22 protein-coding genes and 4 pseudogenes are annotated in these 23,144 nt (G+C 65.0%); 13 read left to right on the top strand and 13 right to left on the bottom strand.

The genetic code is table 11. The features are described from left to right. Positions 1–44: 44 nt before the first annotated feature. Genes ACIU1A_RS04890 through ACIU1A_RS04870 form a run of 5 tightly spaced genes read right to left on the bottom strand, consistent with a single transcriptional unit; the run spans position 45 to position 3,112 of the window. Positions 45–476, bottom strand: coding sequence for a DUF4440 domain-containing protein (locus ACIU1A_RS04890; RefSeq protein ID WP_140583868.1), 432 nt, complete (start codon positions 474–476; stop codon positions 45–47). Beyond that, a complete protein-coding gene (locus tag ACIU1A_RS04885) occupies positions 473–1,528 on the bottom strand; it encodes an aldo/keto reductase (RefSeq protein ID WP_140763457.1) in 1,056 nt (351 codons plus the stop codon). The genes ACIU1A_RS04890 and ACIU1A_RS04885 overlap by 4 nt, the downstream gene beginning before the upstream one ends. After that, positions 1,525–1,884, bottom strand: a complete 360-nt coding sequence (locus ACIU1A_RS04880; RefSeq protein ID WP_140648998.1) for a TIGR04076 family protein — start codon at positions 1,882–1,884, stop codon at positions 1,525–1,527. The genes ACIU1A_RS04885 and ACIU1A_RS04880 overlap by 4 nt, the downstream gene beginning before the upstream one ends. Position 1,885: 1 nt before the next feature. After that, the gene (locus ACIU1A_RS04875; protein WP_140497666.1) at positions 1,886–2,374 is read right to left on the bottom strand and encodes a DUF3830 family protein; all 489 of its coding nucleotides are present in this window, start codon (positions 2,372–2,374) and stop codon (positions 1,886–1,888) included. A 9-nt stretch (positions 2,375–2,383) separates the two neighbouring features. Then, entirely contained in the window at positions 2,384–3,112 is a 729-nt protein-coding gene (locus tag ACIU1A_RS04870; RefSeq protein WP_404926746.1) for a GntR family transcriptional regulator, read from the bottom strand. A 145-nt stretch (positions 3,113–3,257) separates the two neighbouring features. On the opposite strand from ACIU1A_RS04870, the pseudogene ACIU1A_RS04865 reads away from it, so the two are divergent. From ACIU1A_RS04865 to ACIU1A_RS04840, 6 genes and pseudogenes are all read left to right on the top strand, one after another. After that, positions 3,258–4,057: pseudogene (locus tag ACIU1A_RS04865) on the top strand (ABC transporter ATP-binding protein). Continuing rightward, a complete protein-coding gene (locus ACIU1A_RS04860; RefSeq protein WP_404926745.1) occupies positions 4,054–4,821 on the top strand; it encodes an ABC transporter ATP-binding protein in 768 nt (255 codons plus the stop codon). The pseudogene ACIU1A_RS04865 and the gene ACIU1A_RS04860 overlap by 4 nt, the downstream one beginning before the upstream one ends. Beyond that, positions 4,818–5,727: pseudogene (locus ACIU1A_RS04855) on the top strand (branched-chain amino acid ABC transporter permease). Before ACIU1A_RS04860 ends, ACIU1A_RS04855 begins: the two are co-directional and overlap by 4 nt. Further along, on the top strand, positions 5,724–6,701 hold the full coding sequence (locus ACIU1A_RS04850) for a branched-chain amino acid ABC transporter permease (protein WP_404927850.1): 978 nt from the start codon (positions 5,724–5,726) through the stop codon (positions 6,699–6,701). Before ACIU1A_RS04855 ends, ACIU1A_RS04850 begins: the two are co-directional and overlap by 4 nt. Before the next feature lie 5 nt (positions 6,702–6,706). After that, positions 6,707–6,958 (top strand): annotated as a pseudogene (locus tag ACIU1A_RS04845) (NAD(P)/FAD-dependent oxidoreductase); the annotation flags it as partial. Between the two features lie 115 nt (positions 6,959–7,073). Then, a complete protein-coding gene (locus tag ACIU1A_RS04840; protein WP_404926744.1) occupies positions 7,074–7,997 on the top strand; it encodes an NAD(P)/FAD-dependent oxidoreductase in 924 nt (307 codons plus the stop codon). A gap of 32 nt (positions 7,998–8,029) precedes the next feature. On the opposite strand, the gene ACIU1A_RS04835 is transcribed toward ACIU1A_RS04840, so the two are convergent. The 5 genes and pseudogenes from ACIU1A_RS04835 to ACIU1A_RS04815 all read right to left on the bottom strand — a co-directional run bounded on the left by ACIU1A_RS04835 (position 8,030) and on the right by ACIU1A_RS04815 (position 12,380). Next, positions 8,030–8,686 carry a GntR family transcriptional regulator gene (locus tag ACIU1A_RS04835; RefSeq protein WP_404926743.1) on the bottom strand — a complete coding sequence of 219 codons (657 nt, stop codon included), beginning with the start codon at positions 8,684–8,686 and terminating at the stop codon, positions 8,030–8,032. A 27-nt stretch (positions 8,687–8,713) separates the two neighbouring features. Then, entirely contained in the window at positions 8,714–10,018 is a 1,305-nt protein-coding gene (locus ACIU1A_RS04830) for an aspartate aminotransferase family protein (RefSeq protein ID WP_404926742.1), read from the bottom strand. A 6-nt stretch (positions 10,019–10,024) separates the two neighbouring features. Continuing rightward, positions 10,025–10,588 carry a phosphotransferase gene (locus tag ACIU1A_RS04825; protein WP_404926741.1) on the bottom strand — a complete coding sequence of 188 codons (564 nt, stop codon included), beginning with the start codon at positions 10,586–10,588 and terminating at the stop codon, positions 10,025–10,027. Positions 10,589–10,674: 86 nt separating this feature from the next. After that, positions 10,675–11,082 (bottom strand): annotated as a pseudogene (locus ACIU1A_RS04820) (phosphotransferase); the annotation flags it as partial. Further along, on the bottom strand, positions 11,079–12,380 hold the full coding sequence (locus ACIU1A_RS04815; RefSeq protein ID WP_224706120.1) for an ArgE/DapE family deacylase: 1,302 nt from the start codon (positions 12,378–12,380) through the stop codon (positions 11,079–11,081). The pseudogene ACIU1A_RS04820 and the gene ACIU1A_RS04815, both read right to left, overlap by 4 nt. Positions 12,381–12,546: 166 nt before the next feature. Between ACIU1A_RS04815 and ACIU1A_RS04810 the strand changes: the two genes are divergently transcribed. Beyond that, a complete protein-coding gene (locus tag ACIU1A_RS04810) occupies positions 12,547–13,194 on the top strand; it encodes a GNAT family N-acetyltransferase (RefSeq protein ID WP_404926740.1) in 648 nt (215 codons plus the stop codon). 58 nt (positions 13,195–13,252) lie between these two features. On the opposite strand, the gene ACIU1A_RS04805 is transcribed toward ACIU1A_RS04810, so the two are convergent. Continuing rightward, complete coding sequence (locus tag ACIU1A_RS04805; RefSeq protein WP_404926739.1) at positions 13,253–14,899, bottom strand: acetolactate synthase large subunit; 1,647 nt, start codon at positions 14,897–14,899, stop codon at positions 13,253–13,255. Between the two features lie 141 nt (positions 14,900–15,040). Beyond that, positions 15,041–15,943, bottom strand: coding sequence for a LysR substrate-binding domain-containing protein (locus tag ACIU1A_RS04800; protein ID WP_140497644.1), 903 nt, complete (start codon positions 15,941–15,943; stop codon positions 15,041–15,043). Between the two features lie 103 nt (positions 15,944–16,046). Here ACIU1A_RS04800 and ACIU1A_RS04795 point away from each other — a divergent pair, with 103 nt between their 5' ends. The 3 genes from ACIU1A_RS04795 (at position 16,047) to ACIU1A_RS04785 (ending at position 18,645) form a co-directional block, all read left to right on the top strand. Beyond that, entirely contained in the window at positions 16,047–17,036 is a 990-nt protein-coding gene (locus ACIU1A_RS04795; protein ID WP_140497642.1) for a zinc-dependent alcohol dehydrogenase family protein, read from the top strand. Between the two features lie 254 nt (positions 17,037–17,290). Then, the gene (locus ACIU1A_RS04790) at positions 17,291–17,587 is read left to right on the top strand and encodes a zf-TFIIB domain-containing protein (protein ID WP_140497640.1); all 297 of its coding nucleotides are present in this window, start codon (positions 17,291–17,293) and stop codon (positions 17,585–17,587) included. 68 nt (positions 17,588–17,655) lie between these two features. Next, the gene (locus ACIU1A_RS04785; RefSeq protein ID WP_140497638.1) at positions 17,656–18,645 is read left to right on the top strand and encodes a Tim44 domain-containing protein; all 990 of its coding nucleotides are present in this window, start codon (positions 17,656–17,658) and stop codon (positions 18,643–18,645) included. 298 nt (positions 18,646–18,943) lie between these two features. Here the strand turns inward: ACIU1A_RS04785 and ACIU1A_RS04780 are convergent, their stop codons facing one another. Further along, positions 18,944–20,041: a lactonase family protein gene (locus ACIU1A_RS04780; RefSeq protein WP_404926738.1), complete on the bottom strand. Its 1,098-nt coding sequence runs from the start codon at positions 20,039–20,041 to the stop codon at positions 18,944–18,946. 200 nt (positions 20,042–20,241) lie between these two features. On the opposite strand from ACIU1A_RS04780, the gene ACIU1A_RS04775 reads away from it, so the two are divergent. Genes ACIU1A_RS04775 through ACIU1A_RS04765 form a run of 3 tightly spaced genes read left to right on the top strand, consistent with a single transcriptional unit; the run spans position 20,242 to position 23,134 of the window. Next, a complete protein-coding gene (locus tag ACIU1A_RS04775) occupies positions 20,242–20,793 on the top strand; it encodes a MaoC family dehydratase (RefSeq protein ID WP_140497634.1) in 552 nt (183 codons plus the stop codon). A gap of 2 nt (positions 20,794–20,795) precedes the next feature. Further along, positions 20,796–21,956, top strand: coding sequence for a CaiB/BaiF CoA-transferase family protein (locus ACIU1A_RS04770; RefSeq protein WP_140671888.1), 1,161 nt, complete (start codon positions 20,796–20,798; stop codon positions 21,954–21,956). Between the two features lie 32 nt (positions 21,957–21,988). Beyond that, positions 21,989–23,134 (top strand): extracellular solute-binding protein, encoded by a 1,146-nt coding sequence (locus ACIU1A_RS04765; protein WP_140671981.1) that lies wholly within the window; start codon positions 21,989–21,991, stop codon positions 23,132–23,134. Positions 23,135–23,144 lie beyond the last annotated feature (10 nt).

The raw sequence follows: 23,144 nt of genomic DNA, 5'->3' as shown, positions 1-23,144 counted from the left end.
CACGAATTGAGTTACACGAACCAAATTTCACGTCTGGAGCCTGTTCAGCTTTCCGGCATCTGCAGCCAGGTTTCATGCAGATGTCGCCATTCGACGCCGTTGGGCGCCGATGGATTGGTGGTGAAGAGCGCACTCGACTGACGACGGCTGTGCTTGCCGGCCCGCAACTGCGCCTCGACATAGAGCACGACGATCGCGTCGCCGGTTTGCCAACCCGGCCGGATGTCCTCGATCGAGATGGCGAAGGCTTCGTCGCAGGAAGCGCGGCTTGCGCGGACATGGTCGACCACCGCATCGCGATCGAGGACCGTGCCGTCAGGCGTGACCATGGCCAGGCCTTCGCCCATGACGCGTTCGAAGCGGCTGAAATCGGCCTTGCCGGCGCGCGATGCGACGAACCAGTCGACAAAGAAGCGATGCAACTCGACGATTTCGGTGCTGGCCCGCGAAAACAGGCTTTCGGTGGCGACGCTCATGGCCGGGCCGCGTTGAGGTTGTAGTGCATGATCGAGCCGTGGCGGCCGTGACGGTCACGCTCCAGCGTGTAGACGTCGCCGAGGGGACCACGGCTCTGGGCGATCACGGCGCCGATCTCCGCCCGGTCCTCGGCCCCGAGCGCGACATCCATGATCTTCGCATTGGCCAGCGCATGCGCCTGGTTGCGGGCGCCGACGATGACGGCCGCCACTTGCGGCTGCTCGAGCACCCAGGCGCTGGCGACAGTGGCGATGTCGACGCCGTGGCGGTCGCCGATCCGCTTCAGCACCCTGAGCAGGGCCTGGAAGAGCTCCCAGCCGCCGAAATCGTCTATGATCAGCTTGTATTTGACCAGCGAGCGGTTTTCGAGCGGCATGTCCGGTTCGGCGACGCCGAGCCATCTGTCGCCGAGAAAGCCGCCGGCCACCGAACCGTAGCAGAGAAAACTGACGCCGTTGCGTGCCGCGAGCGCGGCGAGGCTCGCCGCCGGACGCTGGTCGAGGACGGAGTATTGCAGTTGCTGGCTGACGACTGGCACGCCGGCCGACAGGATCTCGCCAAGGCGCTGCGTATCGAAATTGGTGGTGCCGACATTGCGCACCTTGCCTTCCAGCCGTAGCTCGTCGAGCCAACCCATCGCGTCGACATAGCGAGGCACTGAATAGTCCCACCAGTGGAACTGCACGAGGTCGAGCCGTTCGGTCTTCAGCCGGCGCAGAGACTGGTCGACGATGCCTCTGATGTAGTCGCGGCTGATGCCGGCGAGCCGCTCGAGGTCCGGCACCAGCTTGGTGTGCACCCTCATCCTGGCGGCGGCATCGAGACCACGTTCGTTGGCCAGACGCAGCCGCGCCGCTCCGATCAGTTCCTCGACGCCGGTGTAGATATCGGCGCAGTCATAGGTCCAGATGCCGGCGTCGAAGGTGGCGATCAGGTCAGATACCGCCTGCTGACGGTCGACCGCGCCGTGGCCGCCGGCCAACTGCCAGCCACCGCGAATGACGCGCGAGATTGTGTAGCCGGGGCTGAGTTCGAAAGTCTTGGCGGTCATCTCTGCTCACTCTCCTTCGGCAGCGGCACCGCCGTGGTCTCGGCGTGGCTGAACCGCCGTTTGCCGGTCCTGACGATCCTGAGCCTGCTGGCGCAATTGGGATCGGGACAGGCGATCTCGGCATCCGAGGTCATCCAGTCATTGGCATGGGTGGGGCGCTGCTTTGCAGCCAGCAGCGGCAGCACGGCCGCTATGGAATAGATCGAAAATCCCTGGCCCGCCGGCATCGACAGCATCTCGCCCTTCAGCTCGAAATAGTCGCCGGGCCTGGCGCCGCAATAAACCGGCTTTCCTTCGGGGACGACAGCCTCGACGCGGAGGTCGAAAAGTTCGAAGCTGTCGTCGCGTTCAGCCATTTCAGCTCTCCAGCCGCGCGAAGGTGACGTCGCAGGCGCCATTGCGGCGAATGATGCCGCAGGCAGATGCGAACTGATCGCGTTGCTCAGGCAGCACCTGCGCAACGACGCTCCCCGCGAGCCAGCCGATCGGAAACAGCAGGCGCGCGCCTTGCCCGTAGAACAGGCCGATGTCGAAGATCGCATGCGGGTTGCCGCCCCACATGCGCGGCGGCACATAGGAAAGCACGATGTCGCCGGGCTGCGGCGTCAGCGTCGCGTTCTCCGCCGGCAAGGCCTGGGCAAAGGCCTCGCCGTCCAGATGCGCCGCGGGGATCGGACAGGAGATTTCCGGGCCGGTCCACATGGCATGAATGCCCGCGACGACGCGCGGCTCGGCCAGGTAAGACCACAGGAACGTTGCGTTCTCTGGCGCTTTTTCCGGCAGCAACTGCGCCGTCACCGACAGCTCGGAATGCGGCTCGGTGATCCTGATGATGCGTCTGGTCATATCAGGCATTCACTCCGCTTTTGCCGTCAACTTCAGCTTGTCGCGCAGGAAAGCGAAAGGGCGGCTGATGTCGGCCACCAGCGCCTCGCGTGCGGCCTGGGCATCCTGCGCCGCAAGCGCGGCGACGATGCTGCGATGATAACGGGCGGTGTCGACCTCGCCGGCCTCGGAAAAGGCATAGATTGCAACGCGGATGCATGGTCCCGACTGCAGCCAGAGGCTCTCGATCATCGGGATCAGCACGGCGGAACCGCAGGCGCGATAGATTTCGAAATGAAAGCTCTGATTGAGCGTCACCTCGCGGTCGACATCCTTCTTGTGCTTCAGCGCCCGCATCTCGTCCCATTCACCGAGAATGGTTTCGATGGTGGCGATCTGACGCGGATCCATGCGCGCGGCGGCAAGCGCGATTGCCTCGCCTTCGATCAGGGCACGGGCGCGCAGGAGGTCGTCGATGCGTTCCAGCGTGATCGGCGGCACCCGCACCGAGCGGTTTGGAAGCGCTTCCAGCGCCTTTTCCGTGATCAGCCGCCCAAGCGCCTCGCGCACCGGCATGGTAGACGTGACCAGCGCATCGGCAAGGCCGCGTATGGTCAGAACCTGGCTCGGCTCGAAGAGACCGCCAATCAGCGCCCTGCGCAATTCGGAATAGACGCGGTCCTGCACCGTCTCGCGGCCGACCGGCGCGAGTTGCGCGGCGATGACCTCGTTGGTGCGCTCGACAGCAGCCCTTTGCATGGCGTTCCCGATCTTGGCCTTTTCGGCGGCCTGGCCTGTTTTCGGCTTGCGGAGAAAATTAAAGCTGATTACCGTGATCAAAGCAAGTGTGATCACAAATCAAAAAATCAGAAAGCGGCAAAGATCGCTTCGGCCAGAGGGCTTGATGAACGACACGGCGAAACGGCATGGGACGGAGACCCAGGCGCCGGTTCTGGCGGCAAAGAACGTCGTGCGGCGTTTCGGCGGCCTTGTCGCCGTCAACGATGTCTCGTTCGAGGTCCGCCCGGGCGAGATCCTCGGCCTGATCGGCCCCAACGGCGCCGGCAAGACGACGATGTTCGACCTGCTCGCCGGCAGCATCCTGCCTACAAGCGGCGAGATACGTCTCAACGGGGCGCTCGTCTCCGGCGAAGCAGCGCACCTGCGCATTGGCCGCGGTCTTGGGCGCACCTTTCAGATTCCCCGGCCCTTGCCCAATCTCACGCTGATCGAAAACGTCATGCTCGCCGCGCAACGTCAGGCAGGGGGCGGCTGCTCGCCAATTTCCTGATCCCGTGGCGGGTCGCCGCCGAAGAGAAGGCAGCCGCCGAGAAGGCTGCCGAACTGCTTGAACTCGTCTCGCTCACCCGGCTGGCGCACGAACCGGCGCGGGTGCTTTCGGGCGGCCAGCGCAAACTGCTCGAACTTGCCCGTGTGATGATGGCCGACCCGGCGATCATCCTGCTCGACGAGCCCGCGGCCGGCGTCAACGCCACGCTGCTCGAAGTCATCATCGACCGCATCCGCGACATCAACAGAAGCGGCATCACCTTTCTTCTGATCGAGCACAACATCGACATGGTGACGCGGCTTTGCCATCGCGTCCTGGTGATGGCGGGCGGCGAGCTTCTGTGCGAAGGCACGGCCGACGAGGTGGCGCGCGATCCGCGCGTGATAGAGGCTTATCTCGGGGGCGCGGCGTGACCGGCACCGCGCTTGACGTCCGCAACCTCGAAGCCGGCTACGAACCCGGCGTGCCGATCGTGCGCGGCGCCTCGATCACCGTGAAGAAGGGCGAAATCGTCGTCGTTCTCGGCCCCAACGGCGCCGGCAAGTCGAGCCTGATCAAGGCAATTGCCGGTCTCGTCCCGGTCACCGGCGGCACCGTTCTCCTCGACGGCAAGGATATCACCACCGCACCGGCCCACACCATGGTGCGGCTTGGGCTCGCCTTCGTGCCACAGACGGAGAACGTGTTTCCACTGATGTCGGTCGACGACAATCTCAGGGTTGCCTGCGGTATCATCGAGCGCCGCGAGGTTCCCGCCCGCATCGACGAGATGTACGCGACCTTCCCGGACCTGGCGCGCCAGCGCCGCATCGCCGCCGGCAATCTGTCGGGCGGGCAGCGCCAGATGCTGGCCGTGGCGCGGGCGCTGATCGTCCATCCCAAGGTGCTGGTGCTGGACGAGCCGTCGGCCGGCCTGTCGCCGAAATTCGTCTCGATGGTGTTCGAGATGCTGGCCGGCATCCGCAAGTCCGGCGTCACCATCCTGCTGGTCGAACAGAACGCCAAGGCGGCGCTCGCCATCGGCGACCGCGCCTATGTGCTGGTCGAAGGCAAGGACCGGCACGAGGGCATCGCCTCTGAACTGTGGAGCGATCCGGTGGTCGCCGAGCTCTATCTTGGCCAGCGCCCGGACAGCGCCGGCAAGGCCGCGCCTTCAGGCAAGGGAAGTGCGGCATGAACCTGCAATTCATCGTCGACGGATTGCTGACGGGCTCGATGATCGGCCTCGGCGCCATCGGCGTGACGCTGACCTATTCGATCCTGCGCTTCTCGAACTTCGCCCATGGCGACTTCATGGCCTGGGGCACTTATGCGACGCTGGCCGTCGTAGGCGCCATCGGCGCGACGATCGGCAAGGTGGCGCCGATCGCCCCGCTTTCCTTCGGCTGGCCGCTCATCGTCGCGCTGGTCGTCGGCATGGCATTCACCGCCCTGCTGGCGCTGCTGCTCGACAAGGTGCTGTTCGCGCGGCTGCGCTCTCCAGGGCCAGGCCATCATCGTGGTGATGGCAAGTTTCGGCGCCTCGATGGCGCTGCGAAGCCTGCTCGAGTTCACCTTCACCTCACGCCCGACCTATTTCAGCCGCGCCATCCAGATCGCCATGCCGGTCGGCTTCGGCATCCGCATCACGCCCGACCAGATCGCGCTTTTGCTGCTGACCGCGGTTCTGGTGTTGGGCGTACACCTGTTGATGACGCGCACGCAGACCGGCCGGTCCATGCAGGCCCTGAGCCAGAATGCGGCCCTTGCCCGCGTCGTCGGCATCGACGTCGCCAAGGTGGTGCGTGTCACCTGGGTCCTCGGCGCAGCGCTTGCCTGCGTCGCCGGCGTGATGATCGGCATCCTGGTGCAGATCCGCCCGTTCATGGGCTTCGACATGCTGCTGCCGATGTTCGCCGCCGCCATTCTCGGCGGTATCGGCAGCATCCCGGGCGCCGTGCTCGGCGGGTTGATCATCGGGCTCGCCGAAGCGGGCGCCGTGCAACTGATCGGCGCCGAATGGCGCGCGGCGGTCTCCTTCATCATCCTGATGGCGGTGCTGTTCGTGCGGCCGATCGGCCTTTTTGGTGTGAGGGAACGCTGATGGACCTGCTCGGCTATGGCGCTTTCTTCCTGACCACGGCGCTGATCTTTTCGCTCGTCACGCTGGGGCTCAATCTGCAATGGGGGCTGACCGGGCTCTTCAATGTCGGGCTCGCCGGCTTCGTCGCCATCGGCGCCTATACGTCGGCGCTGCTGACGACGCCGGACGATGCCGCGCGTCTGGGCGGTTTCGACCTACCGATCCTGGCCGGCTGGCTCGGCGCCATGGTCGTCGGCGGCATCGCCGCGGCCCTGACGGGCATCGCCACGCTGCGGCTCAGATCCGACTATCTTGCCATCACCACCTTCGGCGTCGCCGTGGTCGTGCAACTGGTCGCGCTCAATGCGCAGAAACTGACCGGCGGTCCGTTCGGCATCGGCTTCATCCCGCGCCCCTTCGGCAGCCTCGCCGAGACGCCGCTGCTGTTCAACCTGTCGAACCTTGCCGTCGTCTCGGCGGTCACGCTGGTCGCCTATCTGGCGCTGGAGCACCTGTCTCGCAGCCCGTGGGGCCGGGTGCTGAAGGCGCTGCGGGAGGACGAGCGGGCGGCGATCTCGCTCGGCAAGAGCGCGCGCTTCTACCGTGTCCAGGCCTTCGCGGTCGGCGGCGCCATCATGGCCCTAGCGGGCGCCTTGCAGGCGCATTTCACCGGCTTCATTGCGCCGGACAATTACCTGCCGATCCTGACCTTCCAGGTCTGGGTGATGCTGATCGTCGGCGGCTCGGGCAGCAATGCCGGTGCCGTCATCGGCAGCATCCTGGTCTGGGGGATATGGGCCGGGTCGGGCACGCTCACCAGCGCGCTGTTCCCGCCGGAGCAACAGGCCCGCGCCGCATCCCTGCAGATCGTGGCAATCGGCGTCATGCTGTGCATTATCCTCCTGGTCCGCCCCAATGGACTGTTCGGGGAACGGCCGCGGCGGGCACGGCTCGGCAAGCGGGCGAAGGTGGCCGCCGGCGAGAGCGGCTCGTGACCGCAATGGCCCGGCAGGAAGCGCTTTCGCTTTGGCACGCGGTCAGCCGTGAGACCCGCCTCCGCCCGGCGCTGGAAGGCGAGCTCGATGTCGACCTTGCCATCGTCGGCGGCGGCTTCACCGGCCTTTCGACGGCCTTGCATGCCGCGGCCAGAGGTCTTTCGGTCGCCGTTCTCGAGGCCGAAACCATCGCCTGGGGCGCTACCGGCAGGAATGCCGGCTTCATCGTACCGAACTTCGCCAAAATGGATCCGGATGCGATAAAGGCCCATCTAGGCCCCGCGCGCGCGCGAGAGGCTGATCGACTTCGCCGCTGGCAGCGCCGACCTGGTCTTCGGCCTGATCAGGCGGCACGACATCAAGTGCGACGCGGTGCAGAACGGTTGGATCCAGCCGGCACATTCCCCTGTCGCGCTCGAAAAGGTCAAATCACGCGCGGGGCAATGGGCGGAGCGCGGCCGACCGGCCGTCGTGTTGGACCGGCAAGAAATCGAGGCGCTGACCGGCGCCCGCGGTTATGTCGGCGGTTGGATGGATCGTTCAGGAGGCGTACTCAATCCGGTCGCCTATGCGCGCGGCCTGGCCGACGTGGCGGAAAAAGCCGGCGCGCGCCTGTTCGAGCACACGCGCGTCGCAGCGATCGACCCCATCGCGGACGGCTGGTCACTTAAGACGCAAACGGGTTCGGTGCGCACCGGAAAGGTGCTGATCGCCACCAACGCCTATGGCGGACGGCTCAATCCGGAGCTTCGGAAAAGTTATTTCCCGCTGAAAATCTTCCAGATCGCGACGGCGCCGCTGCCGCGCAAGGTGCGCAGCCGCCTGTTGCCCGGCGGGCAAGGCGTCGGCGACACGAGACGCAATCTCTTCACCTACCGCTTCGATGCCGAAAACCGGCTGATCAGCGGCGGCATGCATGTCTTCGGCGCGGGTGCGGACCGACGCCTGCCGCAGACGATCCGGCGGCGGCTGGCCCGGCATCTCGAGCTCCCGGACCTGCCGCCGCTCGCCTATGGTTGGTCGGGCATGGCTGCGGTCGAACCCGATTTCCTGCCCCACCTCATCGATCTCGGACCGGGGCTGATCGCGGGTCGCGCCTGCAACGGCCGCGGCATCGCCATGACCACGGCCCTGGGCAAGGTGCTTGCGGATTGGGCTGGTGGAACCGACGCCCGCGATCTGCCGCTGCCCTTCGGGCCACCGTCGCCGATGCCGTTCCACAGCCTGCTGCGCTTCGCGCCGAACGCGCTGCTGCCGTGGAGCATGCTTCGCGACCGGCTGGACAAGACCGGATAGGCCGATCGCAAGGGCGCGACGGCATCGGATCGTTATTCGGCCGCGCGAAGGTTCCCCGCCAGTACCGCCGCCGCCATGGCGATGTCCTGTTCTATGAAAGCCCTCACGTCGGCGCCGTTGCGCTGCGCCAATGCCGCGACGATCTTGCGATGCGCCTCGTTCGACTGGGGTTTGTAGCGCTCGGCCTGCATCAGGAGCTTGAGATAGGGCCCAACCCGCCCCCAGAGGTCACGGATCATGTTGAGGAGGATCGGCGCGCCGGCATGCCGGTAGATGGCGAAGTGGAAGGCCTCGTTGAGCGCGAGATAGGCCCCGGGGTCGCCCGCCTCGATCGCACGCTGCATGCCCGCCAGCGTGGCCTGTATGTCGACCAACCCGTCTTCGGTGATGCGCGAGGCGGCCATCTCACCCGCCAGCCCCTCCACAGCGACGCGGATGCGCGTCAGTTCCTCGAAGGCGGGGGCAGACAGCAAGGGCACGATGATCGAGCGGTTGTTCTGCAACTCCAGAAGCCGCTCGGCGACGAGCCGTTGCAGCGCCTCGCGGATCGGCGTCGTCGAAATGCCGAATGTCTCGGCAAGCTTGCGGATGACCAATGTCTGGCCCGGGCTGAAGCCGCCCGAAATCAGCTCCTGCTTGAGCGCGCCATAGGCGCGGTCGTTCAGGGTCTGATGTTCGAGCTTCAGCATGTCGATTGCCGCCCTTTTGCTATCCCCTCACCAGCGCGACAGGGTGCGATCGAGCGTTTCGGCGAGTTGCTCGGCATTGTCCCTGGCGAACGGCAGCGGCGGCCTGATCTTCAGCACGTTGCCGCGCGGACCGCACGACGAGATCAGCACGCCGTCCTCGCGCATGGCTTCGACGACCGCCGACGTCCTGGTGGAGGCCAGCGCCTCGTCCCCCTCCGCAGTCAACTCGACGCCGAAATAAAGACCGTTATGCCTGACATCGGCGACCATGGCGTGGCGACCCTGCAAGGCGCGCAGCAGCTCGCCCGTATAGGCCCCAACCGTGCGCGCATTCTCGACCAGCCCCTCGCCTTCGATCACGTCGAGCACCGCGATGCCGACGGCGGCGGCGACAGGATTGCCGCCGAATGTGTTGAAGTAGCCGGTGTTGGAACCGAAGGAGGCAACAAGCTGCGGCCGCACGATGACCGCGGCCATCGGATGCCCGTCGCCGATCGGCTTGCCCATGGTGACGATGTCAGGTTCGAGGCCGTAATTGGCGAAACCCCACATGCCCTGGCCGAGCCTGCCGAAGCCGGACTGGACTTCGTCGGCAATGACGATGCCGCCCGCCTTCCTGACGTGATCGGCCGCCTCGCGCATCACCGATGCATCGGGGAAGAAAATTCCGTCGCTGGAAAATGCCGAGTCGAGCAGCAGCGCCGCCGGGCGCACGTTCTGTGCGCGCATGTCCTCGATGGCGGCGGCGACATTCCTGGCGAAATCGCGCGCGGCCCGGCCCTGATCGCGAAACGTATCCGGCGCTGCCACGGTCCTGTGCTGCGCGGGCACGCCTTTTGCCCCGACCGCTGCCGGCGACAGCTGCGCCGTGGCGATGGTGGCGCCATGATAGGCGAAATCGGTGATGATCACGCCGGTATTACCGCTGGAATGCTGGGCGATGCGGATGGCGAGATCGTTGGCCTCGCTGCCGGTGCAGGTGAACATGGCATGGCCGAGATGAGGCGGAAGCGTGCCGAGAAGTCTTTCCGCGTAGTCGAGGATGATTTCGCTGAGATAACGCGTGTGGGTGTTGAGCGTGGCCGCCTGCCCCGACAGCGCCTCGACGACACGTGGATGGCAATGCCCGACCGAAGCGACGTTGTTGTAGGCATCGAGATACTTGCGACCCTGGGCATCGTAGAGCCAGACGCCGCTGCCACGCACGAGATGGATCGGGCTGCGGTAGAAGGCGCGATAGGTCGGGCCGAGCAGCCTGGCACGGCGCTCGAGCAGCGCGGATGCTGATGCACCGGCATCGGCGGAGGCATTTGCGGGCGAGGATTGGGACACGAGCGTCTACTCCGGATTGGAATGATCGAGGAAATAACGGCGGGCATCGCTGTGTGACAGTCCGTCCAGCCGCTCGAGCGAGGCCCAGACCTCGGTGATGAGGCGCAGCACATAATCGCGCTTGGCCGGGAAGCGCTCCGCCTGCCAGGTGGCAATGTTGGCGATGAGAGCAAGGCGGGCACGGATCAGGTCGAACAGGATGCCGATCTCCTCGGCCTCGAGCGGCTGCACCGACTGATAACCGGCGACGAAGCGCGCGGCGGGCGCCAGCGGGTGACCGTCGGCTGGCCAGCGGTAGACGGCGCCGATGGCGAGATCGCAGATCAGCGGCGAATGGATCATGTCGCCGAAATCGAGGATGCCGCTGACGATCTCCGGCCGCGATGCGTCCATCACCACATTGTAGGAATTCATGTCGTTGTGGACGATCTGGGCGCGCAGGCTGGGAATAATGGGTGCGGCATGTTCCTCGAAGGCATCGATGACGCGCTCGACCATGGCGCGGCGCCCGGCATCGACGATATGCGCCAGCATGGGCCGCGTCTTGGCGACCTTGCGGATATCCCACAAAGGTCGCTGCCGGCGGCCGGGTGGAAAAAGCCGCGCAGTGCCCGGCCAAGCCGAGCGAGGAAGATGCCGAGATTGCGATCTTGCGCAGCCGATACCGGCGAGCGCGAAAGCAACTGGCCGGGCAGATAGGTGACCAGCCGGACGATACGCGGCTGCGAACCGCCGATGCTGACCGTAAACTGCGCATCGCGATCGAGGCTTTTGCGCACCGAGGGAACCGGCAAGGCGGGATCGACAGCAAGGATGTGGTCCAGCGCCTTGTTCTGGAAATCGGTGAAGCCGGCCTCTTCCGCCGGATGCGAGATTTTCAGGACAAATTCGCCCTCGCCATCGGTGCGGATGTGAAAATTGTGGTCGCGCTCCCCGGGCAAGGGCTGAGCGGTTCCGGCAAGGCCGTAGTGCTGGCGCAGGATGGCAAGCGCATCGGCAATCGGGACATCGGGCGCGTCCTCGGCCAGCGTCTCGCCGAATGCATTGGTCACGGCGCCGGTCATGGCCTTGCCTCGGGGTCGACAGGCTCCAGCCCACACCAGTCGGCGATGAACAGCGCGATCGTCTGGGTGACCTTGCGTACGGAATCAAGGTCCACCGCTTCGTCATAGCCATGCGGCATGCGGCAGATCGGACCGTAGACGATGGCCGGCGTGTCGGCGTAGAGGCCGAAGAAGCGCGCATCGGTGGTGGCAGAGGTGACGTGTTCCTGCAGCGGCTCGCCCCAGACGGCGGTATGGCTACGACGCAGCACGGTTTCCATCTCGTCGGCGCCCTCCAGCACATAGCCCTCGGCCATGAAGCCATTGTAGGTGATCCTGGGCGGGCGGTTGGCCATGAACGGATCGGCGCGGGCCGCGTCGGCGATGCAGGCCTCGAGCTCGGCTCTGGCATCCTCCAGCTTCTGGCCGGGATAGGTGGCGACACGCATCTCGAACACACAGCGTGCGGGGACGCTCGATGTCCACTCGCCACCTTCGATCTTGCCGAGATTGAAACGGATCGGATGCGGGTGATCGCAGAAATGCCTGTCGTCGACCTTGCGCGCGTTCCAGACGATTTCGAGCTGCTTCAACGCCTGGATGATGAGGAAAGCCTTTTCGATGGCGTTGGCGCCGGCCGAGAAAGCGCCCGACGCATGCTGGGGATCGCCGTCGACCTCGACCCTAAACCAGATCGGGCCGACCTGCGCCCGCATCAGCTTCGGCTCCAGCGGTTCGGGGATGAAGGCTGCGTCGGCGCGGTAACCGCGCTGCAGGCAAGCGAGCGCGCCATTGCCGGTGCACTCTTCCTCGACCACCGATTGCAGGAAGACCTTCGCGGCCGGCTGATAGCCGAGGCAACGCAGTGCGGCCAGCGCGTAGAGGCAGGCCGAGAGCCCAGCCTTCATGTCGCCGGCGCCGCGACCATGCATCCAGCCGTCCTCGATGACCGGATCATAGGGATCGCGCAGCCAGCGATCGAGCGGGCCCGTCGGCACGACGTCGATGTGGCCGTTGAGGATCAGCGAGCGGCCGGTCGCGTTTCGCGGCATGTGGGTGGCGACGACGTTGAAGGCGTCGTCATAGGAGACGGCCACGGGCGAAAAGCCCGGCAGGTCGCGAATCGCATCGACATCGACACGCCACATGTCCACCGTATAGCCATCTGCTTCATACGCGGCTGCCATGAAGGATTGCGCCGCGTGTTCTTCGCCGCGTTGCGAGGGGAAGCGCACGAGGTTCGCGAGGAATTCCACCTGCCGCGCGAAGCCGTCGTCGACCGCGTTCAAAATGGCCTCGTCGGCAATTCGCTCAGGCATGATATTCCGCTTTCCGTTCGATGGTGTATCATATCTCATATGCCATCTCTGTGAAACGCAAGGGACAGGCGGGCCAAAAATCTTGACCCACCTCGGGAGCCTCTTGGCAGGCGAGCGCAGAGTAGGCATCAGCTTCTTGCGCGCCGGTGGGGAAGGTCGAGGACAGATGTTGGTCACCGAAGGCAGATTGCCTGATGAAATCACCAATCTAACGGTCGGCTATCGGCGGGTGCCGGCCGGCAAGATCGTCAATGCGGTGACATGGATGGAAGCGCGCGCGCCGGTGCCGGGTCTCGCGCGGCCGTTGACCATGACAAGGATCGCGAAACCCGACAGTGCTTCCTACCGTGCAATCTTCCTGGAGATCGGCGCTCCCTGGCTCTGGGATCGCGCCGCCGAAATGTCGGATGCCGAGATCGCCACGCATTTCGCCGATCCGCGCCAGCATCTCTATCACGGCCATGATGAAAGCGGCGCCCATGTCGGCATGGTCGAGTTCTCGGCGGCCGAGGACAACGAGATCGAGATCACCTATTTCGGCCTGTTCCCTTCCCTGACCGGCCGCGGCTTCGGCAAGCGGCTGATGGCCGGCGCGCTCGACCAGGCATGGCGTCTCCGGCCCAGCCGCATTTGGCTGCATACCAGCAGCTTCGACCATCACAGTGTCATCGGTTTCTACAGGGCCTGCGGATTTGAGCCCTTTGCGACCGGCTTCGAAATCGCCGACGATCCCAGAATCAAGGGAACGTTGCCGCGTGATGCGGCGCCGCAGATTCCCTTGATCGAGACGGACTGGTCCCCCGACGCCAGATGAAAACGCCTTCGCAACCAGCCAGGCATCTCGGCATCGACGGCCTTGGCGCCGGCCGCCGTCAGGTCGCCTGCACCGCTGGCAGCCGCTCACGCAATTCGTCGACGAGCACCCTGATGTTTTCGGAATAGTCGATGGGCACGACGACGAGATGCACGCCGCCGCCGGCAAAAGCCTGTTCCAGCGCCGGCCGGTATTCGGCGATCGCGCCGACCCTGGTTCCCTTGGCGCCATAGGCCTCGGCGTATTTGACGAAGTCGGGATTGCCGAAGGTCATGCCGAAATCCGGAAAGTCGTCGACCGCCTGTTTCCAGCGGATCATGCCATAGGCGTGGTCCTCGAGCAGCAGGACGACAAGATTGAGCTTGAGCCGGACGGCGGTCTCCAGTTCCTGGCTGTTCATCATGAAGCCGCCGTCGCCGCAGATGGCCATGACGCGGCGCTGCGGATAGAGCAGTGCCGCCATCATCGCCGACGGCAGCCCCGCGCCCATGGTGGCCAGCGCATTATCGAGCAGCAGCGTATTCGCCATGCGCGTGCGGTAGTTGCGCGCGAACCAGATCTTGTACATGCCGTTGTCGAGGGCAAGGATTCCGTCGGCCGGCATCACGGCGCGCACGTCATGCACGATGCGTTGCGGCGTGAAGCGGTCTTCCGTGGCGCGCGCGGCGATGCGGCTCAGAATGCCTTCGCGCAACGGCAACAGAGCCTGCGCATTGGGGATCTTGCCCTCGATGCGATCCGCCAGCAGCGCCAGCGAAGGGCCGAGGTCGCCGACGATCTCGGTCTGCGGGAAATAGACCTGCTCGACATCGGCGGTTTGATAGCCGACATGAATGACCTTCGGCCCGTTGACGCCCATGATGAAGGGCGGCTTCTCGACCGTGTCGTGACCGATGGTGATGATCAGGTCGGCCTGTTCGATGGCCTCGTGCACGTAGTCGCGTTCCGAAAGGGCCGCCGTTCCCATGTAGAGTTCGGTGCCGCCGGGCACGGTGCCCTTGCCCATCTGCGTGGTGAAATAGGGAATTTGGGTGCGCAGCACGAACTGGGCGACATCGGGCGTGACGCGCGGCCGCGACGCCGCGGCGCCGAACATCAGCAGCGGACGTTTGGCCTCGATGATCATGCGGGCGGCGCGGTCGAGCGCGCCCGCACCGGCCAGCGGCAGTTCGACCGGATGCGTCGGCACCAGCGGGACATCCTCACACTCAGCCGCCGCAATGTCTTCCGGCAGTTCCAGATGCACGGGACCCGGCCGCTCTTCCTGCGCGACGCGGAAGGCTTCGCGCACCAGCGAGGGGATCATTTTGGGCGAGACGATCTGGCGCGACAGCTTGGTCAGCGGTTTCATCGCCGCGACGATGTCGACGATCTGGAACCGCGCCTGCCTGGACGACAGGATTCCCTTCTGGCCGGTGATCATGATCATCGGCATGGCGCCGAGCAGCGCATAGGCCGAGCCGGTCGTCAGGTTGAGCGCGCCGGGGCCGAGCGTGGTGATGCACACACCTGGCTTGCCGGTGAGCCGGCCATAGGTCGCGGCCATGAAGGCGGCCGCCTGCTCGTGACGGGTCAGGATGAGCTGTATCGAGGAGCGGCGGATGGATTCGACGATGTCGAGATTCTCCTCGCCCGGAATGCCGAATATCCGGTCGACCCCTTCGTTCTCGAGGGCCGCCACGAACAGATCCGAACCTTTGGTCATCAACCGTCTCTCCTGCAATGCGCCTGCATGCCGCCAGCTTTGCCTCATATGGCACTGGAAAGCGATGCCTCAAAGAGCCGAGGCGCCTCTCCACGGAATGTCCGCGCGATCCCAAACGAGAGTGGCCGCGAGCGCTAGCGATCAAGCCATCCGTTTCGGCAAGGCGGCCGCCAGCGCATCGACGGCCAGCCGAACTTTCAGCGGCAAATGGGGCGTCTGCAGCCAAAGGGCGTGGCAGTCATAGAGATATCGCGGCTGGTCCGGCAAGAGCTCGACCAGCGCCCCGGCCTGGATACGCTCGCGAACCAGCCACCAAGGCAACCAGGCGAGCCCCATGCCCTCGGCCGAAGCATCCGCGATGGCATCGAGATCGTCGAGCCGCAGCCGGCCGCCGGGCATGATCTCCTGTGCTGGTTGTCCTTCGCGCGGGAACAGCCAAGGCTGAACGGCTTGGCCGAGCCGGCGATATACGATGGCATGATGATTGGCGAGATCTTCGATCCGCCGTGGCTCGCCCTGAATTTTCAGGTAGGACGGCGCCGCACAGACAATCATGTCCTGGCTCGCGACGCGGCGCGCGATCACGCCTGCCCTGTCCTCCAGATCGCCGGTTCGGATGGCAAGATCGTAGCCGTCCTCGGCAAGATCGGCGAAGCGGTCGCTGAGCGACAGGTCAAGTTCCAGCATCGGATATTGCCGCGCCAGTTTCAGCAGCACGGGTGTTACGCAGTGCCGGCCGAAATGCGCCGGCATGGTGACGCGCAGCTTGCCACGCGGTTGCGAGAGCTGGTCGGCGGCGAGTTGATCGGCCGCTTCGGCCTCGGCCAGCACCAGCCGACAGCGGTCGTAATAGGCGCGTCCGAACTCGGTGAGGTTCTGCCGGCGCGTGGTGCGGTTGAGCAGGCGCATGCCGAGACGCTCCTCCAGAAACCGGACGTGTTTGCCGACCATCGGTCCGGACAGATCGAGTGCGGCCGCGGCCGCCGCGAACGAGCCGAGGTCGACCGCCCTGACGAACACGGCCATGCTCTCAAGGCGATCCATATTCGAAACTCCTGGTTTCTACTGTTCTGCTCCCATTGCTATTTATCCAACTTCGCCTTGGCGACATAGCTCCTTTCGGTTCAAACAATTTGGAGTAGACCCAATGGCGCGCGTCGTTCGCTTTCATCGGCATGGTGGCCCCGAGGTCCTGCGGATCGAAAATGTGGATCTTCCCCTACCCGGCCCGGGCGAGGTTCAGATCCGCGTCAAGGCGCTCGGCCTCAATCGCGCCGAGGCGCTGCTGCGCGCGGGCACCTATATCGAGACGCCCACCCTGCCCTCCGGGCTTGGCCTGGAGGCCGCAGGCCTCATCGAAACGGTCGGCGGAGCCGTGACGGCTCTGGCGTCGGGTGATGCCGTCAGCGTCATCCCGCCGCAATCGATGATCCGCTGGCCGGCTTATGGAGAGCTTGTTACCTATCCCGCCGGGCTCGTCGTCAAAAACCCGATATCACTCGATTGGCAGACCGCGGCCGCGATGTGGATGCCGTACCTCACCGCCTATGGCGCGCTGATCGACATCGCCAGGCTGCGCAACGAGGACTTCGTCGTCATCACGGCAGCCTCGAGCAGCGTCGGGCTTGCCGCGATCCAGATCGCCAACAGCGTCGGCGCGACGGCGATCGCGGTGACACGGACCTCGACGAAGAAGCAGGCCCTGCTCGACGCCGGCGCGGCTGAAGTCGTGGTCCTGGCCGAGGAGGATCTGGAGGCGCGGCTAGGCCGGATCGCCGGGCCGCGAGGCGTGCGCATCGTGTTTGACGCGATCGGCGGCCCGATTTTCGAGCCGCTCGCGGCGGCGATGTCCCGGGGCGGCATTCTCATTGAATATGGCGGGTTGAGCCCCGAGCCGACGCCGTTTCCCTTGCCCGCCGTGCTTGGCAAGACATTGACGCTGCGCGGCTACCTCGTCCACGAGATCACCGGCGACCCGGCGAAGCTGGAAGCCGCCAAGGCGTTCATCCTCGAAGGGCTGGAGGCCGGCACGCTGAGGCCGATCATCGACAGAACCTTCCCGTTCGAGCAGATCGTCGAGGCGCATCGCTATCTCGAGTCGAACGAGCAGTTCGGCAAGATCGTGGTGACGGTCTGAGCAGGGACGCCGGGGTCGTTGGCGCAGGCGCGGTACCCAGCGCTCGAAGCGCAATGACGTCAGCGATGGGGAACAAATTCGATCCTCGCGGACAATGTCGCTCTTGAAGGCGCCGCTCTGTGTTCCTAACTCTCGCATGCGGGCCGGGCCCCTCTGACTGTCGCACCTCGCGACCGTGATGTCGGACCGCTTTAACGGGCCCGTTTCCATCCTTTCGGTCAAGCGGGCTCATCTCTTTTGGTTTGGAGCCCCATATGACATCGTCTTCCCTTCTTGGATTGGTTTGCCCCTCCTGCCGCGTCGCGCTCGTGATGAGCGAACGCCAGGGTATCGAGATCGATTATTGCCCGCAGTGCCGTGGCGTGTGGCTTGACCGAGGCGAACTCGACAAGATCATCGAGCGATCGGCCAAGGAGGCCTCGCCCGCGCCACAGCCGGCAGCGTTCTCCCAGCCCCAGCATGGCCGGGACCGCGATGACGACTATGCGCGCTCGCAGGGCCACCGCTATCCGAAACGGAAGAAATCGTTCTTCGAAGAGCTGTTCGATTGACCGCACGCCGGTAGCCGGCCCGACGCCTGTCGAAAATTTCCGAAACCCATCGATAAAGGTCCGTCCAGATGATTTCCCGCACAAGCCGATTTGCCGCCCTGTTTGCCGGACTGTTCCTGGCATTCTCCATGGTCGCGGTAGACCATGCCGAGGCCCGTCGCGGCGGCAGTTTCGGCAGCCGCGGCATGCGCACGTTCCAATCAGCGCCGCCGACCAGGACCGCTCCGGCGCCGACCGCTCCGGTCGAGCGTTCGATGACGCCCAATACCGGCGTGAACACCGCGGCCCGGCAGCCGCAGGCCGGCCCGCAGAGGCCCGGCTTCATGAGCGGCTTCGGTGGAACGATGATGCGCGGCCTGCTGATCGGCGGCCTGATCGGGCTGCTCCTGGGCCAGGGCTTCGGCGGGCTGGCAGGCATGTTCGGTTTCCTGCTGCAGGCCGTGCTGATCGGTGGCGCCATCATGCTGGCAATCAGGTTCTTCCGGTCGCAATCCGCGCGTGGCCCCGCCCCTGCGCTCGCGGGCGCTGGCAATGCCTCGCGATTTGAAAACCGCGCAGCCGGACAGAGCGATGCCAACAATGCGCGTTCTTTCGCCATTCCCGGCTTTGGCGGCGGTTCAGGCGGAGGCTCCGCGGCGGCCACCGGTTCCGATGAAATCCGGCTCGCCCAGACCGACCTCGACGCATTCCAGCAGCTGTTGAGCGATGTCCAGGAAGCGTTCGGGCGTGAGGATCATGCCGCGTTGCGCAAGACGACGACTCCCGAAATGGTGTCCTATCTCTCTGAAGAGCTGGCCGACAATGCGAAGAAGGGCCTCAGGAACGAGGTATCCGACGTCACCCTCCTGCAGGCCGACATCGCGGAAAGCTGGCGCGAGGATGACCGCGACTATGCCACGGCGGCCCTGCGTTATGAATCGCGCGACGTGATGCGCGAACGGGCCAGCGGCAAGGTCGTCGAGGGCGACGAGGATCATCCCACGGAGACGACGGAGCTGTGGACCTTCACGCGTCAGAATGGCTCGAGCTGGAAGCTCTCGGCAATCCAACAGGCCTGAGCTCCAGCGTGCGAACTCGCGTTGACAAAGGCGGCCTGACGACGGCCGGTCCGGCTGTGTCAGCAGCCTCCATGGCCGGCAGCTCTCAAAATAGGAATTTTTTCTTGACTGGGTGAAGGCAGCTATGGTAGATATTTATCTATGGTGCTGAGTTGCGCCAGGAACCCGCCGCGCAGGCGGGTTTTTTCGTTCAATGCTCCGTCAACAGCTCCGGCGAAGCCACCCGTCAACCCGGATCGCCCGGCCTGAGCTCCGGCCCGTTTCAGTCCGAAGCTTCGATGCCGATGTCGCGCACGGTTCACCGCACGATCTTGACGCACATCGGCGTGCCGATCTCGATGGCACGGCCGGTGTCGGTCAGCCGGCCGCTCTCGGCGTCGCGCGCGAAGATCGATATGCGGTCGGCATTCTGGTTGGCCGAGAACAGGTGGTCGCCCGACGGCGTCAGCGCCAGGTTGCGCGGCGTGGCGCCGCCGCAAGGGACATGGCCGACAAGGCTCAGCGCGCCACTTTGCTGGTCGACGGCCATAACGACCACACTGTCATGGCCTCGGTTGGAGCCGTAGAGGAAGCGGCCGTCGGGCGAGATCTGGATATCGGCGCAGTGGTTGGCATGGCGCGCCTCGGCCGGCACGGCCGGCCTGGTGTCGATGATCGAGAGCTTGCCGCTCGCCTCGTCCAGCGCCATCGACACGATGGTCGAATCCAGCTCGTTCATGACGAAGACGAAACGGCCGTTCGGATGCAAGGCGAGATGGCGCGGACCGGCGCCCGGCGGCAAAGCGGATTCGGCCAGTTTGGTCAGATTGCCATCATGCTCGATCCGGTAGGACACCAACCGGTCGATGCCGAGATCGGCGACGATGGCCGTTCCGCCGGCGATGGTTTCGGTGACGCTATGGGCATGCGAGCGCTCTTGCCGGGCTGCGTTCGGGCCAGTGCCCTTGTGCGAAACGCTGGCCAGAGGAGCCGACAAGGCGCCATCGCTGTCGAAGCCATAGACCGCGACTGCGCGATCCGGACCGCCCTCGCCCATGCCGTAGTTGGCGACCAGCAGCTTCGTGCCATCATGGGTGATGGTGTTATGCGCGGTGATGCTGCCGAGTGACGGCTGCTTGTTCAGGTAAGTGAGCGTGCCCGAGGCGCGGTCGAAGCCGTAGGCCGAAACCGTTCCTTCGCGCCAGGCGAACACTTCCGAATTGGCGTAGAGGCGCGAACCATCCGGCGTCACCGACAGGAAGGTCGGATTGTCGATGTCACTGGCCTCGGACAGTTTGCGTGTTTCCAGCGTCTCCTCGTCGAAGCTGTAGACGCCGAGGCCGACGCCGCGTGCGCCCTGAAAATAGGGCGCCTCCCGGTTCAGGCTGCCGACAAAGACCAGACAGGCATCGCGCATGTTTTTCTCCCTGTTTCGCCGGCGCTCGAGCGCAGCGGAAACAGCCAAAATTTCGCCCGTCCTCGCTTGCAACGCAACCCCATATGTGAAAATAGTATTTACAAAAGAAGATTGACGGGAGGAGACGTCGTGCAATCTGGCGCCTTGATGCGTGTTCCGAAACTTGTGCCGTGCCTCGCGCAGAGCTTCCGGAGCCAGCTATGAACGAGTTCTCATCGACCGTCGGCGTCGCCTCGACGCACCCGGCCAACATGCCCGAGGCGCATGCCGCCCTGCCGGTTTGGAACGCCGAGAACTGGTTCTACGAGGACTGGCCGGTCGGCCAGAAGATCCGCTCGTTGCGCCGCACCATGGCGGAAGGCGACAGCCACCTTTTCAACACGCTGGTGCTCGACATCCATCCTTACGTGCAGGACCAGATGTTTGCCGAGACAGAGGGCATTTTCGGCAAGCGGCTGGTGGCGGGCGCCTTCGTCTTCTCGGCTGGCTTGGGGCTCGTCGCCACCAACTGCGTCAATGCGTTTTCCTATGGTTACGACAAGCTCCGCTTCATAAAGCCCGTCTTCATCGGCGATACGATCTATTCGATCCGCTCCAACCTCGACAAGACGCCGCGCTACAAGGACATGGGGCTGATCCGCGCCAGCTACGAGGTGTTCAAGGGCGAAGGCGAACTCGTTCTCTATTGCGAGCATCTGCAGACGGTGAAGTACCGCAACCCTGCCGATTTCGTCGGCAAGACGGAGAAGTAGAAATGCCGGCAGCAGCCGAATTGCCGCTTGCCGGTCTCGTCGTCGTCGATATGAGCCAGTTCCTGTCCGGGCCTTACTGCTCGCTCAGGCTGCTGGATCTCGGCGCCCGCGTCATCAAGATCGAGCGTCCGGACGGCGGCGACCTGTCGCGCCGGCTCTATCTCAGCGACACCGAGATCGGCGGCGATTCCACCATCTTCCATGCCATCAACCGGGCCAAGGAAAGCCTCGCCATCGACCTGAAGGACGAGGCGGATCTCAAGGCGCTGCGCGGCCTGCTGGCCAAGGCCGACGTGCTGATCCAGAATTTCAGGCCGGGTGTCATCGAACGGCTCGGCCTCGACTACGAGGCGGTCCGCAAGATCAACCCGCGCCTGGTCTATGCTTCGATCAGCGGCTATGGCGAGGAAGGCCCATGGGTCAAGCGGCCCGGCCAGGACCTCCTGGCGCAGGCGCGCTCCGGGGTGATGTGGCTGAACGGCGACGAGGACCAGGGGCCGGTGCCGTTCGGGCTTGCCATCGGCGACATGCTGGCGGGCGCGGCATGCGCGCAAGGCATACTGGCCGCCCTTGTGCGGCGCGGCATCACCGGCCAGGGCAGCCATATCGAAACCAGCCTGCTGGAAGCGCTGGTCGACTTCCAGTTCGAGGTACTGACCACGCATCTCAATGACGGCCGCCGTTTGCCGCGCCGCTCCAGCTTCCGCAGCGCGCATGCCTATCTGTCGGCACCTTACGGCGTCTATCCCGCCAAGGATGGTTACCTCGCCATCGCCATGACACCGATCCCGAAACTCGCCGACCTGCTGTCGCTGGAGGAACTGGCGCCCTACCGCGACAAGCCGGCATCCTGGTTCACCGCGCGCGACGACATCAAGGCGATCGTCGCGCAGCGGATCGCGACCAGGACGGTCGACGAGTGGCTTGGCATTCTGGAACCCGCCGACATCTGGTGCGCCAAGGTGCTGACCTGGCCGGAAATGCTGGCAAGCGGGGGCTTCCAGTCGCTCGACATGCTGCAGACGGTGACGCGCGAGGACGATGTCTCGATCCTTACCACCAGTTCGCCGCTTAGGGTCGACGGCATCAGGGCCAAGGTCGACCGGGCAGCACCGCGCATCGGCGAGCATAGCGCCGCGATCCGCGAGGAGTTCGGCCTGTGACCACGCGCTTCCTCAAGCCCACGCTCAGGGGCATGACCTGGAACCATCCGCGCGGCTATGATCCGATGGTCGCCTGCTCGTCGCTGTGGAAGCAGAAAACCGGCATTGCCGTCGAATGGGACAAGCGTTCGCTGCAGGACTTCGAGTCCTTCCCGGTCGAGGAACTGGCGCGCGCCTATGATCTGATCGTCATCGACCATCCGCATGTCGGCCAGATCACCGCCGAACGCTGCCTGGAGCCGCTCGATGTCGCCGGCCGCGAGGCGGAGCGCGCGGCACTTTCCTCCGGCAGCGTCGGCCAGTCCTATCCGAGTTACACATGGCAGGGGCGGCAGTGGGCGTTTCCCATCGATGCCGCGACGCAGGTCCAGGCATGGCGGCCCGATGCGCTTGGCGCACCGCCATCGCGATGGAGCGAAGTGCTCGATCTCGCCCGGCAGGGGCGCGTGCTGCTGGCGTTGCGGCCACCGCATTCGATGATGGTGTTCTTCACGCTCGCAGGCAATCTCGGGCATGCTTGCGCGACCGACCCATCCAACGATCTCATCGACGGCGAGGCCGGCAGCGAAGTCTTCGAGACAATGCGCGAGATTGCCGCGCTGGTCGACCCGGCCTGCTTCGAGATGGATCCGATCGCCGTTTCGGAGCGGATGGCGCAGGCCGGATCCCCGATCGTCTGCGCACCGCTGATCTACGGCTATGTTTCCTACGCGATGGCCGGGTTTCGCCCACATCGCCTGGCATTTGGCGACATCCCTGTTGTCGGATCCAGCGGCCCGATTGGCACGGCGCTTGGCGGCACAGGCATAGCGGTGTCGGCCTTCTCGAAGGCGAAAGAGGCGGCAACCGATTTCGCCTACTGGCTCGCCAGCGGCGAGGTCCAGCGTGGCCCCTATGCCGCGGCCGGCGGACAGCCCGGCCATGCCGCGGCCTGGGAGGATCAGGCCGTCAATGCGGCGACCGGCAATTTCTATCGCGATACGCGCGCGACCCTGGAGGGCGCATGGGTGCGGCCTCGCCATGATGGTTACATGGCGTTCCAGCAGGCCGCGTCCGACCGCGTCAATTCCGGCATGACCTCAGGGCATCGTTCCAGCCAGGTCATTGCCGATCTCAATCGCCTGTTTCGGCAGAGCGCCCCGGCGCAGGCGACCGGCACTGCCGGTGGAGGAGCCTGAAAAAATTGAA

It is taken from the genome of Mesorhizobium maamorense (assembly GCF_044998965.1).
In the GTDB taxonomy this organism is placed as follows: domain Bacteria; phylum Pseudomonadota; class Alphaproteobacteria; order Rhizobiales; family Rhizobiaceae; genus Mesorhizobium.
The sequence above is the reverse complement of the archived record's forward strand: the minus strand, read 5'-3'. Positions and strand labels throughout refer to the sequence as shown.

Excerpts from the sequence above, each read along its gene's own strand:
- ACIU1A_RS04890 (WP_140583868.1), bottom strand. The coding sequence starts at position 476 with ATGAGCGTCGCCACCGAAAGCCTGTTTTCGCGGGCCAGCACCGAAATC.
- ACIU1A_RS04885 (WP_140763457.1), bottom strand. The coding sequence starts at position 1,528 with ATGACCGCCAAGACTTTCGAACTCAGCCCCGGCTACACAATCTCGCGC.
- ACIU1A_RS04880 (WP_140648998.1), bottom strand. The coding sequence starts at position 1,884 with ATGGCTGAACGCGACGACAGCTTCGAACTTTTCGACCTCCGCGTCGAG.
- ACIU1A_RS04875 (WP_140497666.1), bottom strand. The coding sequence starts at position 2,374 with ATGACCAGACGCATCATCAGGATCACCGAGCCGCATTCCGAGCTGTCG.
- ACIU1A_RS04870 (WP_404926746.1), bottom strand. The coding sequence starts at position 3,112 with ATGCAAAGGGCTGCTGTCGAGCGCACCAACGAGGTCATCGCCGCGCAA.
- ACIU1A_RS04835 (WP_404926743.1), bottom strand. The coding sequence starts at position 8,686 with ATGCTGAAGCTCGAACATCAGACCCTGAACGACCGCGCCTATGGCGCG.
- ACIU1A_RS04815 (WP_224706120.1), bottom strand. The coding sequence starts at position 12,380 with ATGCCTGAGCGAATTGCCGACGAGGCCATTTTGAACGCGGTCGACGAC.
- ACIU1A_RS04810 (WP_404926740.1), top strand. The coding sequence starts at position 12,547 with ATGTTGGTCACCGAAGGCAGATTGCCTGATGAAATCACCAATCTAACG.
- ACIU1A_RS04805 (WP_404926739.1), bottom strand. The coding sequence starts at position 14,899 with ATGACCAAAGGTTCGGATCTGTTCGTGGCGGCCCTCGAGAACGAAGGG.
- ACIU1A_RS04800 (WP_140497644.1), bottom strand. The coding sequence starts at position 15,943 with ATGGATCGCCTTGAGAGCATGGCCGTGTTCGTCAGGGCGGTCGACCTC.
- ACIU1A_RS04795 (WP_140497642.1), top strand. The coding sequence starts at position 16,047 with ATGGCGCGCGTCGTTCGCTTTCATCGGCATGGTGGCCCCGAGGTCCTG.
- ACIU1A_RS04790 (WP_140497640.1), top strand. The coding sequence starts at position 17,291 with ATGACATCGTCTTCCCTTCTTGGATTGGTTTGCCCCTCCTGCCGCGTC.
- ACIU1A_RS04785 (WP_140497638.1), top strand. The coding sequence starts at position 17,656 with ATGATTTCCCGCACAAGCCGATTTGCCGCCCTGTTTGCCGGACTGTTC.
- ACIU1A_RS04780 (WP_404926738.1), bottom strand. The coding sequence starts at position 20,041 with ATGCGCGATGCCTGTCTGGTCTTTGTCGGCAGCCTGAACCGGGAGGCG.
- ACIU1A_RS04775 (WP_140497634.1), top strand. The coding sequence starts at position 20,242 with ATGAACGAGTTCTCATCGACCGTCGGCGTCGCCTCGACGCACCCGGCC.
- ACIU1A_RS04770 (WP_140671888.1), top strand. The coding sequence starts at position 20,796 with ATGCCGGCAGCAGCCGAATTGCCGCTTGCCGGTCTCGTCGTCGTCGAT.
- ACIU1A_RS04765 (WP_140671981.1), top strand. The coding sequence starts at position 21,989 with ATGACCTGGAACCATCCGCGCGGCTATGATCCGATGGTCGCCTGCTCG.